The 14,351-nt window shown below is 35.9% G+C and carries 11 protein-coding genes; 7 read left to right on the forward strand and 4 right to left on the reverse strand.

The genetic code is table 11. The features are described 5' to 3' along the window. Positions 1-29: 29 nt before the first annotated feature. Genes proB through J1905_RS05965 form a run of 3 tightly spaced genes read left to right on the forward strand, consistent with a single transcriptional unit; the run spans position 30 to position 3,337 of the window. The gene (gene proB / locus J1905_RS05955; RefSeq protein ID WP_214226312.1) at positions 30-1,064 is read left to right on the forward strand and encodes a glutamate 5-kinase; all 1,035 of its coding nucleotides are present in this window, start codon (positions 30-32) and stop codon (positions 1,062-1,064) included. A gap of 12 nt (positions 1,065-1,076) precedes the next feature. Then, the gene (locus J1905_RS05960) at positions 1,077-2,324 is read left to right on the forward strand and encodes a glutamate-5-semialdehyde dehydrogenase (protein WP_214226313.1); all 1,248 of its coding nucleotides are present in this window, start codon (positions 1,077-1,079) and stop codon (positions 2,322-2,324) included. Further along, complete coding sequence (locus tag J1905_RS05965; RefSeq protein ID WP_214226314.1) at positions 2,321-3,337, forward strand: LacI family DNA-binding transcriptional regulator; 1,017 nt, start codon at positions 2,321-2,323, stop codon at positions 3,335-3,337. Before J1905_RS05960 ends, J1905_RS05965 begins: the two co-directional genes overlap by 4 nt. A gap of 11 nt (positions 3,338-3,348) precedes the next feature. On the opposite strand, the gene J1905_RS05970 is transcribed toward J1905_RS05965, so the two are convergent. Further along, the gene (locus J1905_RS05970; RefSeq protein ID WP_214226315.1) at positions 3,349-5,082 is read right to left on the reverse strand and encodes a phospho-sugar mutase; all 1,734 of its coding nucleotides are present in this window, start codon (positions 5,080-5,082) and stop codon (positions 3,349-3,351) included. A gap of 269 nt (positions 5,083-5,351) precedes the next feature. Here J1905_RS05970 and J1905_RS05975 point away from each other — a divergent pair, with 269 nt between their 5' ends. Beyond that, complete coding sequence (locus J1905_RS05975; RefSeq protein WP_214226316.1) at positions 5,352-6,665, forward strand: aspartate kinase; 1,314 nt, start codon at positions 5,352-5,354, stop codon at positions 6,663-6,665. A 178-nt stretch (positions 6,666-6,843) separates the two neighbouring features. Then, positions 6,844-8,001: a diaminopimelate decarboxylase gene (lysA, locus tag J1905_RS05980; RefSeq protein WP_214226317.1), complete on the forward strand. Its 1,158-nt coding sequence runs from the start codon at positions 6,844-6,846 to the stop codon at positions 7,999-8,001. An 82-nt stretch (positions 8,002-8,083) separates the two neighbouring features. Here the strand turns inward: lysA and J1905_RS05985 are convergent, their stop codons facing one another. From J1905_RS05985 to J1905_RS05995, 3 genes are read right to left on the reverse strand one after another with little or no spacing between them, the layout of a single operon-like run. Continuing rightward, positions 8,084-8,464, reverse strand: a complete 381-nt coding sequence (locus J1905_RS05985; protein ID WP_214226318.1) for an SRPBCC domain-containing protein — start codon at positions 8,462-8,464, stop codon at positions 8,084-8,086. A gap of 30 nt (positions 8,465-8,494) precedes the next feature. Beyond that, positions 8,495-11,122, reverse strand: a complete 2,628-nt coding sequence (locus tag J1905_RS05990; protein ID WP_214226319.1) for a DUF3857 domain-containing protein — start codon at positions 11,120-11,122, stop codon at positions 8,495-8,497. Positions 11,123-11,151: 29 nt separating this feature from the next. Next, the gene (locus J1905_RS05995; protein ID WP_214226320.1) at positions 11,152-12,342 is read right to left on the reverse strand and encodes an acyl-CoA dehydrogenase family protein; all 1,191 of its coding nucleotides are present in this window, start codon (positions 12,340-12,342) and stop codon (positions 11,152-11,154) included. Between the two features lie 100 nt (positions 12,343-12,442). On the opposite strand from J1905_RS05995, the gene J1905_RS06000 reads away from it, so the two are divergent. Beyond that, a complete protein-coding gene (locus J1905_RS06000; RefSeq protein ID WP_214226321.1) occupies positions 12,443-12,826 on the forward strand; it encodes a dihydroneopterin aldolase in 384 nt (127 codons plus the stop codon). Between the two features lie 113 nt (positions 12,827-12,939). Beyond that, complete coding sequence (locus tag J1905_RS06005; RefSeq protein WP_214226322.1) at positions 12,940-14,337, forward strand: FAD-binding oxidoreductase; 1,398 nt, start codon at positions 12,940-12,942, stop codon at positions 14,335-14,337. The last annotated feature ends 14 nt before the right edge of the window (positions 14,338-14,351 follow it).

Here is a 14,351-nt window from a genome sequence, read left to right on the forward strand (position 1 = left end):
TTCAAGCCAAATAAACTATAAAACCACAAATGACCAAGTCTATACTTGTTTTGAAATTAGGTTCAGCCTCAATTACTACCCCTAAAGGGGAAATTGATGAGGCTATAATTGCAGATATAACCAGGCAAGTGGCAGAACTTGCTAATAATCACCATTTAATACTGGTTTCTTCGGGTGCTGTTGCTGCCGGAAAGAAGTTCATTAAGAACTACAAAGGTAAAATCAGTGAAAGAAAAGCAGCGGCGTCAATAGGAAACCCGCTATTATTGAGTACTTATTCAAAACATTTTAAGCCCTACAATATTTCTATTGCCCAAAGTTTATGCGAAAGACAACACTTCTCTAATAGGACTCAGTTTCTCCAATTAAAAGAGACTTATGAAGAATTATGGAAGAATGGTGTAATACCAATTGCCAATGAAAACGACGTAGTAAGTAATTTAGAGCTAAAATTCTCTGATAATGACGAACTTGCAACTTTATTAGGTGTCGGGTTTGGTGCTTCACTTATTCTTTTAGGAACCTCTGTACCTGGTGTGCTAGACAAGGAAGGTAACGTAATAGATAAAATAGATTCTATTAATAATGATGTTTTCTCTTTAGCCAACAAGAATACATCGGAAGTTGGATTAGGAGGAATGATCTCTAAACTAACTTTTGCTAATCTTGCCTCTACCATGGGAATTAAGGTTGTTATTTTTGGTGTAAGAACACCTGATGGCATACTTAAAGCGGCAAAAGGAGAATCGGGCACTATATGTACACCTAAAGACTGCTCTATATCTGCAAGAAATAAATGGCTTGCAAGCGGAAGTTTGGTAACCGGCAGACTTAAGGTTGATGCAGGAGCAAGCGAAGCAATCAGGAAAAGAAAAAGCTTACTTGCAGTTGGTGTAAAATCAATTGAGGTTAATTTCGCTAACGGCGAAATATTTGAAATTATTGATGAAGAAAATAACATTGTGGCCGTTGCTTTGGCCAAAGTTTCATCAAGTACAATTAGTAAAAATGCTAAACAACATAACCTGGAGATAGCCAATGCCAGTGATATTGTAATACTATAATATGATATGATAATGGAATCAATAGAAGACCAGTTAATTAGTGCACAAAATGCCAAAAAATCCATATCAACGCTCAGTGATAAGGATAAACAAGGCATAATCACCCGAATTGCACAAATTATTTCTGAGAGAAAAGAAGACATCATTGCTGAGAATTTAAAGGATCTGGAGAAGATGTCTGATGCCGACCCCAAAAAGGATCGTCTTCTGTTAAATTCTGAAAGAATTATTGAACTTAGTAAAAGCTTGGTGGATGTTTCAAATCTTGAAGATCCCACAAACAAGATCCTTTCTGAAAAAACAATTGACAACGGACTTTTCATTCAAAAAAGAACCGTTCCGCTTGGTGTTGTTGGTGTAATTTACGAATCAAGACCAAATGTTACCCTTGATGTAGCTGCATTATGTATTAGATCAGGGAACGTTTGTTTGCTTAGAGGTGGTCAAGATGCTTACCATACCAATCTGTTTGTAGTTTCTTTAATTCAACGGGTGCTTGCAGAAAATAAACTTGACATAAACATCGTTCAACAGCTTCCGGCTGAAAGAAAATATATTTTAGATATTCTAACTGCAGAAAAATACATCGACGTAATTATCCCTCGCGGCTCTAATCAGCTTATTGAATTCGTTCGCAAAAACGCTTTAGTACCAGTTATAGAGACAGGAGCAGGGGTTTGCCACACTTATGTTGAAGAGACAGCTAAACTAGCTGATGCCGCTAAAATAGTAGTAAACGCTAAGGTATCCAGACCTTCTGTTTGTAATGCATTAGATACTGTTCTGATAGACAGGAAAGTAGCACAACCATTTTTGAAAATGCTAGCACCATTACTTGCCGGATACAATGTTGAGATATTTGCTGATGAAGATTCTTACAAGATTCTAGAGGATCAAAACTATCCTTTAATTAATAAAGCCAAATCTGAAGATTTTGGAAGAGAATTTCTAGATTTTAAATGCTCTGTAAAAATTGTGGATAGCACTGACGAAGCGCTTGATCATATTGCAAAGTTTTCATCAAAACATTCTGAAGCTATCATAACACAAGATGCTGTTAAAACAGAATTATTCCTGAACCAAGTTGATGCAGCTGTGGTGTATTTAAATGCTTCTACAAGGTTTACAGATGGACAAGTTTTCGGATTGGGCGCCGAAATTGGAATATCTACTCAGAAACTACATGCAAGAGGGCCGTTTGCTCTTGAAAAACTAGTTACGGAAAAATGGATCGTTAAAGGTGAGGGACAAATAAGATGAAACCAGCATCTATTAAAGACATAGCCAGCAAGGCGAATGTATCCATAACTACTGTATCTTTTATTTTGAATGGCAAAGCTGAGCAAATGCGCATTAGCAAAGCTGTTATTGAAAAGGTTAACCTCATAATTAAGGAACTTGATTTTAAACCAAATCAGATAGCGAGAAGTTTAAGGACCGGAAATACACAAACTATAGGACTGATAGTAGAAGATATCTCTAACCCTTTCTTTGCCAGTATTGCCCGTAAAATAGAAGACAAGGCTTACAAGAAAGGCTATAAGATCAGCTACTCAAGTACTGAAAACGACCCTGTTAAAGCCAAGGAGCTTATCGAAATGTTTAAATCCAGACAGGTTGATGCATATATTATTGCACCTGTACCAGGAATTGAAAATGATATAAAGCAGCTACTCGCAGAGCGTATTCCTGTAGTAATATTCGACAGGAATCTTCCAGATATGGACGTAAATTGTGTGGTAGTAGACAACTTTAATGGAACCTATATTGCTACAAAGCATCTTATTGATACTGGTAAAAAGAACATTGCTTTTGTCACTGTCGATTTACATGTTGACCAAATCAACAATCGTTTTTTAGGATACGAGAAAGCGCTCGAAGATCACGGTATACTGTTCAATAAAGATATTTATACTGAGATACCATTTGATAATACTGACGAAAATACAAATGCACAATTGATGTTATTGTTCGAGAAGAACCCACATATTGATGCAGTATTATTCTCTACCAACTATTTGGCAATTAAAGGATTGTTGGTTTTAAAAGCAATCAACAAAGTTGTCAATAGAGATTTAAGCGTTGTGGCCTATGATGATCACGATGTATTTAAGCTACATACACCACCAATTAGCGTTGTAGATCAGCCAATTGAAGAAATGGCCGAGAAGATCATTGATGTACTTCTAAATGAGCTTGCTTCGGCCAATAATACCTTGATAAAAAGAGAAGCCTGCAAGGTGATCTTGCAGCCTAAATTTATAGAAAGATGATTTAGAGGTTTTTAAACCTCTAAATCATTCATTATAGCTTTTACTTTGGCGCTAAGTTCAGCATCAATAGCTTTAAAAGTAGCCTTATCTTTTAACGGTGCATTTACACTGCAGTAGAATTTAATCTTAGGTTCAGTACCAGATGGTCTGGCCGAAATAATGCTTCCGTCTTCCGTAATAAACTGAAGCACATCAGACTTTGGAAGTTCTAAATCTTTCTTTGCATTAGCAATTAGATCCGTTTCAATACCCAATTCATAATCTTTTAATGTAGCAACCTTAGAACCACCAAGTGTAACAGGAGGGTTGTTTCTAAATTTCTCCATCATTGCTTTGATCTCTTCAGCTCCGGTTTTACCTTTTTTGGTAATAGAAACTAATTCTTCCTTGTACAGACCATATTCTACGTACATATCAAGCATAGCATTGTATAAGCTGCTACCTTTATCTTTATAAAAAGCTGTCATTTCTGCAATGAAAGCACATGACACTACAGCATCTTTATCTCTAACAAGCTCACCAATTAAATACCCGTAGCTTTCCTCGCCACCACCAATAAACGTCTTTTTACCTTCAAGGCTCGTCATTAATTGACCAATCCACTTAAAGCCAGTTAGTGTGTTGTAATAGGTAACATTCTTAGCTTTAGCTATTTCTTCAATTAAATTAGAAGTTACAATTGTTTTAACGATGTATTGCTCTCCGGTAAGTTTACCTTTTTCTTCCCATGCACTTAGCAGGTAATTAATTAATAAACTACCAGTCTGATTTCCATTTAGAAGAACAAATTCCCCATCATTATTCTTAACAGCTATACCAACTCTATCGGCATCAGGATCTGTAGCTAGAACAAGATCTGCATCTATTTCCTGGGCTTTTTTAAGTGCAAGCGTAAGTGCTTCTTTTTCTTCAGGATTAGGATACACTACAGTCGGAAAGTTCCCATCAGGAATACTTTGTTCTTCAACTAAAGTTAAATTGGTAAAGCCAAATTGCTCTAGCGCTTTGGGTACTAAAGTAATTCCTGTACCATGAATAGGAGAGTACACAATTTTAAGGTCTTTTTGACGGGCAATAGCCTCCGGAGATACTGATAACTCAGTGATTTTATCCAGATATAGCTGATCAATTTCCTCACCTATCAATTCAACATTACTAGCGATACGATCAAATCTAACTTCATCGATACTTTTGATATTAGCAACCTCATCCATCACAAGCGTATCATCAGGAGCGGTAAATTGTCCACCATCTGCTCCATAAGCTTTGTAGCCATTGTATTCCTTTGGATTGTGAGAAGCAGTAAGCATAACGCCACTACGACAACCTAATTGGCGGATAGCAAAAGATAATTCGGGCGTTGGTCTTAATGCCTTGAAAAAGTAAACATGTATGCCGTTTGCCGAAAATACATCAGCAGTGATTCCGGCAAAATAATCAGAATTATTACGGCTATCGTGTGCGATTGCCACCTTAACTTTTTCGCCTGGATATTTTTTAAGTAAGTAATTGCATAAACCCTGCGTAGCAGTTCCAATTGTATATTTATTGATCCTGTTAGATCCGGCACCCATTATTCCACGTAAACCGCCGGTACCAAATTCCAGACTTCTGTAAAATGAATCTGTAAGCTCAGTAACTGCTTCTTTATCCAACAACTGTTGGATTTCATCTTTAGTTTTTTGGTCGTAATTGCCATTAAGCCATTCATTTATGGTGCTTAAGGTAGCTGCTTCTAATTGCATAGTTTATGATGTATATTTTAAAATCCCTTAATGAAAAACAGTATTATAATAGTGAACTTTTATGATGGAAGTCTAATTCTTACAATATTCCAAATTTTATTTCGTCAATATCATGATTATTAGCTCCGTTTTCTTTAATTTCACGCCCTAATATAAGTATATAACCAATTTGATTGAAATAATATTAACCTTTAAAATTTAAATAACTAATAATGAAACCATCAGATTTTTACTGATGGAATTATTACCAAAAAACAATTTATAAAACTATGAGAATATTAAAGTTTGGAGGAACTTCTGTAGGAAGCCCTGAGCGGATGAAAAAATTGCTGGATATCATTAATCCGGCAGAAGAACAAATTGTAGTGCTTTCAGCGGTGTCTGGCACAACCAACAGTTTAGTAGAAATTTCAGCCAAACTTTTAAAGGAAGATAAACAGGCCGCGTTAGGTCTTATTAACGCACTGAATGAAAAATACAATGAATTTGTGATTGAACTTTTACCTGAAGGCGATTTCCGTGATCAAGGTCAGGAAGTGGTAAATTATCACTTTAACTTCCTTCAAACATTGGTAAATGATCTTTTTACACCAATTGAGGAAAAAGTGGTACTTGCACAAGGTGAGTTACTATCAACCACATTATATCATATCTATCTTAAATCGATAGGTGTACCGTCTGTATTGTTGCCTGCTTTAGATTTTATGAAAATTGATGAGGACAATGAACCTGATGTTCCTTATGCAACCAAGCATTTACAACCAATATTAGATCAAAATAAAGGAAATAAACTTTTCATTACGCAAGGATTTATCTGCAGAAACAGCTTTGGCGAAGTAGACAACCTTAGACGTGGCGGAAGCGATTATACTGCATCATTAATTGGAGCTGCTATTTCGGCCGAAGAAGTTCAAATCTGGACTGATATTGATGGCATGCACAATAACGATCCTAGAATTGTTAAAGGCACTAAACCAATTTCTCAGCTTTCATTTGATGAAGCTGCTGAGTTGGCTTACTTTGGTGCGAAGATATTACACCCACAATCTGTTTTCCCAGCTCAGAAATACAAGATTCCTGTAAGGTTATTGAATACTATGGAGCCATCTGCTTCAGGTACCTTAATTACAAATAGCAGTGAAAAAGGTAAAATCAAATCTATCGCTGCTAAAGATGGTATTACTGCAATTAAGATCCAGTCGAGCAGAATGTTGTTAGCATATGGCTTCTTAAGACGTGTTTTCGAAATATTTGAGCGCTATAAAACTCCAATAGATATGATTACGACTTCTGAAGTAGCCGTTTCTGTAACTATTGATTTTACTGACAACTTGAATAAAATCATTGAAGAGTTACATGATTTCGGAACGGTAGAAGTTGATACTGATCAATCGATAGTTTGCGTAGTTGGAGACTTTAGTGCGGAAAAACATGGCTACGCGGCGCGTGTATTGGATTCAATTAAACACATTCCGGTTCGTATGATCTCTTATGGTGGAAGTAACTATAACATTTCGTTGTTAATTAATACCGGTGATAAAACCGAGGCATTAAAAAGTTTACATAACCGCTTATTTGAGTAATTATCTTCTTTTAAGCCAAAAGATAATACCAGCTATAATGAAAACGAGTGCGATGAAGAGACGATTTCTTCTTTCGTACTCTTTTCTACTGATCTTCTGCCTATTATAGTCGCGATGATTACCAAAGTAGATCAGGCCTAAAACAACAATAACAATTATTAAAAGATATTTAAACATTATGTTTTCTGATAAAGATATATCGCACTTCGCTAATGTAGAAACACCTTTCTATCATTACGATCTTACTTTGCTACAAAAAACGTTGAGTACATGTGCAGATGCAGCAAAGTTATATAATTTTCATGTGCATTATGCTATGAAAGCAAACTTCAATACTCGTGTTTTAGAAAAAATAAAGGCTGTAGGTTTTGGTGCTGACTGTGTTAGTGGTGGCGAAGTAAAAAAAGCTATAGAAGTTGGTTTTGCTAAAGATCAGATCGTTTTTGCCGGTGTAGGGAAGTCTGACAAAGAAATTAATAGCGCTTTGGATAATGATATCTTCTGCTTTAATGTAGAATCTATTCAGGAATTAGAAGTTATCAATGAATTAGCAGCTAACAAAAATAAAAAAGCCAGAGTAGCTATTCGCATTAATCCTAATGTTGACGCACACACGCATCATAACATTACAACAGGACTTGATGAGAATAAGTTTGGTATTAATTCATGGGATTTACCTTTATGTACTGAAACCTTAAAAAAATCAGCTAACCTGGAGTTTATCGGCATACACTTTCATATCGGCTCTCAAATCACCAATCTAGATGTGTACAAGAATCTTTGTGTACGTGTAAATGAGTTCGCTCAATGGTTCGAAGAAAGAGGCTTTATTGTAAAAGTGTTAAATGTTGGTGGTGGCTTGGGTATCGATTACCACAATCCGGAACAACAGGTACCTGATTTCGGTGCTTATTTCAAAATATTCTCAGATTTCCTTGAAATTAAAACAAGTCAAGAAGTGCATTTTGAGCTTGGAAGAGCTTTAGTTGGTCAGTGCGCTTCATTGATTAGCAAGGTTTTATACATCAAGAATGGTAAAAAGAAGAACTTTGTGGTTCTTGATGCAGGTATGACGGAATTAATGCGTCCTGCATTATACCAGGCCTACCATAAAATTGAAAACTTAACCAGAGGTACTGAAACCTCAATGAAATATGATATAGTAGGTCCAATTTGCGAAAGCACAGACTGCTTTGGCAAAGAGGTTGAACAACCTGAAACATTTAGAGGCGACTTATACGCAATTAGAAGCGCTGGTGCTTATGGTGAAGTTATGGCTTCGAAATACAACCTTAGAGATGAAATCAGATCTGTTTACAGCGATCAGATCATCTAAATGGTTATTTCATTTAACTAAAAAAGAAAGGGTAGTATTAAAAATACTACCCTTTCTTTTTTATCCAGGATATCATACTATGCTAATCCTCAAAGAAGTCAACAAGACCTCCTAAATAATACCCTTCAATCCCTTCGATAAAATCTTTATAATCTTCATCTGGAATATTGGTTTGAACAAATTCTAATGAAGTACCTTTTTTATCTTCATGCAGCTTAATAGTAACTATTGACGGCTCATTGTCTTCACCAAAATACCATTGCTGTACTATCTTTTTTCCATGCTCAAATTCAATATTTTTGCCGGTAATATCGCCGTCCCAAAAAGAAAATTCAGTATTAGCTTCTTCTGTAAATTCAACCTCTGCACCAGTCCATAACTGTATGCTTTGTGCTTTTGTTAATGCCAAATAAACCTCTTCAGGAGGCGCAGGCAGGTAAATGTATTTCTTAAATGTTTTCATGATGCTTCTATAAGTCTATTTGTCCAAGAATTATAGTTCTTTCTGTCTTAATTCTTTATTGTAATGATTAACTAGTGCACTTGTCCATTCTGCCTTAGGGTAGCTAAAAACAAATACTTGTTTCACTTTTTTTGATCTTTTCAGGTACCATAACACTAATATAGATATGATAACAGAAGGAATTGCTGCTCCCATCTGATAACTAATAGCATAAACTAAATCAGAACCTCTACTTAAACCGGACAATAATGCTGTGTACAAAGTTAATATTATCATCCATTTAGTTAAGATAATATATAATTTAGGAAAGCTTTGCCGTCTATTAATAAAGAGGAATATGGATAGTACTGACAATGAAATCAATACCCCATATGCTATCAGGTCAATTGTGAATGCTATTTTAAGCAAATTTCTATTTACTTCTCCTATTTCCTCAAAATCATCCCAGAATCTGTTTTCGAAAACCTTAAGGAGTATCAGTTTGCCCAAGATTGCAATTGGTCCTAAAAAAACTCTTATTGCCAATAGAATTAACCAACCGCTTATTGGTTTTGCGTTAACTATTTGCTCAATATCAAAATCAGTTCTTTTATGATAAAGTTTCATCATGTAGAATGAAGTCAAAATTGTAATTAAAATAATTATGAGAACAGCAAAGAAGTTAGTATCAGAGGAAGAGGTATTTACTCCACCTGCCGAAAGTGTATAGCTTAGTTCAGTGCTGATTTTTTTGTATTCCTTTGCATAGTTTTTCAATTCAGAACCTTCAATATACCCCTTTAAGCTTCTGAATTTATACTTAAAAATAGCAGCCTTATCTTTTTGAGAATTCTTTAATTGAAAAAAATAATAATCGTTTTCAACCTTAACATCAGGGGCGTTATACTCGGCTAAATAAGGCATATTAACAACAATTTCCTGCTCTACATCTACATGTTGTTTTAATGACATGGGCTCCAACCTCTTTTTTGCCGTAATTTTTCTAAGTTCCGTGCTGATCAAATCAGCATACACAGAGACAAATTGTACTTGAGGATCCTCACTTTGCGTCCAAATGTTATCTATATCATAATTTTCGACAAACTCTATAATATTATTTTTCTCATCATCAACGATTTTTAATGGCACTTTAGTTATAATATCGGTATAGTACTTACCATAATATTCAAGGTAATCCTTTTCAACTTCGCTAATCCCATTTTCTGCAATGTAACTTCTGATATTATCTGCATAATTAGAGGAATATCTGCTCTTTATAATTAGCGTTGACTTTTTATCACTTAAGGTATCTACAACATTGAACGTAGCTTGAGAAACCAATTTGCCTTTTGGTGCACTGATTATTTTATCCAGTGCATTGACTCCAGGTTTAATAATAAGGGCATAACCATAATCAGGTGCATAAAAATCATCGAATTTTCCTCTTTGATTTGAAATTGTAGGATCAATCCAGGTTTTGTGGTTTTCATTTTCTATCACCACAATAACATGATTGAAGACAAAAGGGCTTGGCAAATACTCATTTGTTTTAATACTTGTCTCAGCATTGGTGTATGCCATCGAAGCATTTATTTTCATTGCTTTTAATAGATATACAAGCAATAATGATTTGTCCTTGCAGTCTCCATACCTTTGATTTAATACCTTTTCAGGTGAATTTGGTCGATGTGAATAGATACCAGTCTCAATCCCCATATACCTTATTTTATCCTGCACAAAGCGAGTGGCCAGCTCTATATACCTTTTCTGATCTGAACCCGAAAGCGCTTTTAATTCTTGAATCTTTTTATTCAGTAATGGAGTTTTTAAATTGGAATAATTGCTAACTGACAACCCCCAGTTAACAATTTCATTCCAACTTTTGTATTCACTAACCTGAACACTTTTTAGTGGATTATACCATGAAGGTTCATAATTGGCAACACGATGAGTTTTAGTTAAATTACTTTTCCATTCATACAGTTTACAGCCATCTTTTTCACTTATCTTAGGAGGCTGAACACCATTAAAATTTTTAATGCTCAGGTTCTTTTTGTTGTTGACAAATAAGTTTATATACAACTGTCCGATACTGGTTGAACCTTCTAAATAGTATTGACTAGCTAGTTTTTCGCCGAACACTGGATTACTTCCTTCTATTGTATAGGAAAACTCAATTTTATCACCTTTACGAACATCATCAAGTAAAATAAAGGCATCATAAGTTCCGCTGTAAATAAATTTAGACAGATCTTTTTCATTTTGAAGCACTTTAAACTTGCTTCTTTTCAATTGATCTGATGCTTTATTGTTTCGCCAGATCAGCAGCTTATGAAAGATCAGTTTCTGAAAACTTGGCTCATAAGTAACACTAATTTGTGATGCGTTTTGTACACCAGCATCTGACACGATTTCTCTTACAATACGCGTGTATTCTTCCTGATGTTCAGCGTGATTTTGATTTTCATATAGCAGAAGAAAATAACCATCTGACACATCCTTATTACTTGGTCGAGATCCCTCACTATTATTGTTTACTATCCAGGATGGTGGAGTTTTATTAATGGAAAAATTATTTTCCTGCGCAAAAGCAAAAGATTGCGCCAAAAATAGAATAACAAAGAAGAAACACACTTTTAAAGAAAGTGGGTAATTGAGATTGAGCGTTAATAAAGACATAAAGATTATGAAAACACTAATTTACATAATTATTTGAAAGCATTTATACCTGTTACATCCATTCCAGTAATTAATAAATGAATGTCATGAGTTCCTTCATAAGTAACTACAGATTCCAGATTCATCATATGCCTCATAATTGAATATTCACCGGTAATTCCCATTCCACCAAGCATTTGTCTTGCATTTCGGGCAATATCTAAAGCTATCTCTACACTATTTCTTTTTGCCATTGAAATCTGTTCTGATGTAGCTCTGTTTTCGCTCTTTAACACGCCTAAACGCCAAACTAATAGCTGCCCCTTAGTAATTTCAGTAATCATTTCAGCCAGTTTCTTTTGCTGTAACTGAAAACCACCGATAGGCTTGCCAAATTGCACACGCTCTTTAGAATAGCGTAAGGCAGTATCATAGCAGTCCATAGCCGCACCTAAAGCGCCCCATGCAATACCATACCGTGCTTGATTTAAACAACCTAAAGGCCCTTTTAATCCGCTTATTTCAGGGAAAACATTTTCCTTAGGCACCTTTACATTATCAAAAACCAATTCACCTGTTGCAGAAGCTCTTAAGCTCCATTTTCCATGAGTTTCAGGAGTTGTAAAACCTTCCATACCACGTTCTACAACCATTCCTCTGATTTTTCCAGATTCGTCCTTAGCCCAAACCACTGCGATATCAGCAAAAGGAGCATTAGAAATCCACATTTTTGCCCCATTAAGCAAATAATAGCTACCATTATCTTTAATATTGGTCGCCATTCCACCTGGATTAGATCCGTGATCCGGCTCGGTTAACCCAAAGCACCCCATCAGTTCACCGGTGGCAAGCTTAGGTAAGTATTTTCTACGTTGTTCTTCGGTTCCGTAAGCATAAATAGGGTACATGACCAGTGAACCTTGCACAGATGCAGTAGATCTGACTCCTGAATCACCGCGTTCAATTTCCTGCATTATGATGCCGTAGGCAATATAATCCAAACCAGCACCACCGTATTCAACAGGTATAGTAGGACCAAAGGCACCTATTTCACCCAAGCCTTTAATGATCTGCTTAGGAAATTCTGCCCTTTGAGCGTAATCTTCAATAATAGGACTCACTTCTTTTTTAACCCAATCTCTTGCAGTAGCACGAATCAGTTTGTGCTCTTCAGAAAGTAATTCGTCTAGTAAATAGTAATCGGGAGCTTCGTAAAGGTCTTTCTTCGCAGATTTATTCATTGTTTCCAGTATATTTGGTTACGTAAACAGCTATTGTAATCAAAGGTAATAAATTAGGACAATGGCAGGTTATAACGGATAAAAAATTTAATTTCAAAAAATGAGTGATATTCAAAACTATATACAGACAGTTGCCTTAAGAGACGTTAAATGTTATGCGTTACATGGATATTACCCTGAAGAGCAGTTAACAGGTATCTATTTTACGGTTGATGTAGTGGTTACATTTACGCCTAATACAGACACCGAAAATCTAGAGCGAACTGTTAATTATGAAATATTGAATAGCATCATACTAGACGAAATGAAACGCACAAGAAAAATGCTGGAAACCGTTGTTAAAAGCATTTTAGATCGCGTAATTGAAAATTATCCATTTATACTTACTGCGGAGGTGGGGATTAAGAAACTTAATCCACCAATGCCGGGCGAAATAGGACATTCATTTGTGCAACTTAAATATACTTCGCTATCATCAATTTGATCCATTCCGTCATCCTGACATCGAAGAAGCTACGAAACAAAATAAATTCAGCATCACTGGGTTTCCTAATTAAACCACTTTAAGAACACATATATACAAAAGATAAGCGTATCATGGAATACACTAAAATCACTTCAGATATACTAGCTGAAATCATACAAATTATAGGTACCGAGAGCGTTTTCACAGATGAAGAATCATTGGAAAATTACGCTCACGATGAGACTGAAGACCTTAAATATTACCCTGAAGTTGTAGTTAAGCCAACCGATGCAAACCAAATTTCTGCATTATTAAGATTATGTAACGCAAATCATGTACCCCTTACTCCACGCGGAGGAGGTACCGGATTAAGCGGAGCTGCGCTTCCCATTTATGGCGGAGTACTATTATCAATGGAAAAATTTAAAGCCATAATTGATATAGATACAGAAAACCTTCAGGCAACTGTTGAACCTGGAGTAATAACAGAAGACTTTATAAATGCCGTTGGCGAACATGGCTTGCTTTACCCAGTAGACCCATCAAGTAAAGGCTCTTGTTTTATCGGTGGAAACGTTGCCCATGGTTCCGGAGGCCCAAGGGTGGTTAAATACGGCACTATTAGGGAGTATATTTTAAACCTCGAAGTAGTGCTGCCAACCGGGGAAATTATCTGGACAGGCGCCAATACTTTAAAATATGCTTCTGGTTATAACCTAACCCAAATGATGATTGGATCGGAAGGAACGCTAGGCGTGGTAACCAAAATAGTAACCAAACTTGTCCCTAAACCTCAGCAAAGTGTTTTAATGCTGGCTTCTTTTGGCGAAAATGAAAAAGCTTGTGCCGCTGTTTCAGCAATCTTCAGAGCTGGAATTGTTCCTTCAGCACTTGAGTTTATGGAAAGAAAAGGAGTAGAGTGGGTAATTAAATTCGACGATATTAAATTTGACCTGAAACCTGATGTAAATGCATTTCTTTTAATCGAATTTGATGGTGATGATATGGACGCCATTTTTAAAGATTGCGAAAAAGTAAATCTGGTTCTGGAGCAATTTGAGTGTAGTGATGTGTTATTTGCCGATACTACTCAACAAAAAGAAGATCTATGGCGGATGCGTCGTACCATGGCTGAGTCGGTAAAATCTAACTCTGTTTACAAGGAAGAAGATACAGTTGTGCCAAGAGCCGCATTACCTAAGCTGATAAATGGAATCAAAGAAATAGGTAGCAGATATGGCTTTGAGAGCGTTTGTTACGGACATGCCGGAGATGGCAACCTCCATATCAATATCATTAAAGCAGGAATGAGCGACGAGGACTGGAAGAACAAACTCAAGGACGGAATTGTTGAGATATTTGAATTAACAAGCGCATTAGGCGGCACAATATCAGGAGAACATGGCATTGGATTGGTGCAAAAAGAATTTATGCCTATAAAATATAGTGAGGTTAACCTCAATCTGATGCGTGGAATTAAATCAATATTTGATCCAAATGGCATCCTTAATCCCGGTAAGATATTTTAGCAATAAGAACAGCT

It is taken from the genome of Pedobacter sp. B4-66 (genome assembly GCF_018492665.1).
In the GTDB taxonomy this organism is placed as follows: Bacteria; Bacteroidota; Bacteroidia; order Sphingobacteriales; family Sphingobacteriaceae; genus Pedobacter.

Coding starts and splice junctions, on each gene's coding strand:
- J1905_RS06005 (WP_214226322.1), top strand. CDS start 12,940: ATGGAATACACTAAAATCACTTCAGATATACTAGCTGAAATCATACAA.
- J1905_RS05965 (WP_214226314.1), top strand. CDS start 2,321: ATGAAACCAGCATCTATTAAAGACATAGCCAGCAAGGCGAATGTATCC.
- J1905_RS05960 (WP_214226313.1), top strand. CDS start 1,077: ATGGAATCAATAGAAGACCAGTTAATTAGTGCACAAAATGCCAAAAAA.
- J1905_RS05990 (WP_214226319.1), bottom strand. CDS start 11,122: ATGTCTTTATTAACGCTCAATCTCAATTACCCACTTTCTTTAAAAGTG.
- J1905_RS06000 (WP_214226321.1), top strand. CDS start 12,443: ATGAGTGATATTCAAAACTATATACAGACAGTTGCCTTAAGAGACGTT.
- J1905_RS05975 (WP_214226316.1), top strand. CDS start 5,352: ATGAGAATATTAAAGTTTGGAGGAACTTCTGTAGGAAGCCCTGAGCGG.
- proB (WP_214226312.1), top strand. CDS start 30: ATGACCAAGTCTATACTTGTTTTGAAATTAGGTTCAGCCTCAATTACT.
- J1905_RS05985 (WP_214226318.1), bottom strand. CDS start 8,464: ATGAAAACATTTAAGAAATACATTTACCTGCCTGCGCCTCCTGAAGAG.
- J1905_RS05970 (WP_214226315.1), bottom strand. CDS start 5,082: ATGCAATTAGAAGCAGCTACCTTAAGCACCATAAATGAATGGCTTAAT.
- J1905_RS05995 (WP_214226320.1), bottom strand. CDS start 12,342: ATGAATAAATCTGCGAAGAAAGACCTTTACGAAGCTCCCGATTACTAT.
- lysA (WP_214226317.1), top strand. CDS start 6,844: ATGTTTTCTGATAAAGATATATCGCACTTCGCTAATGTAGAAACACCT.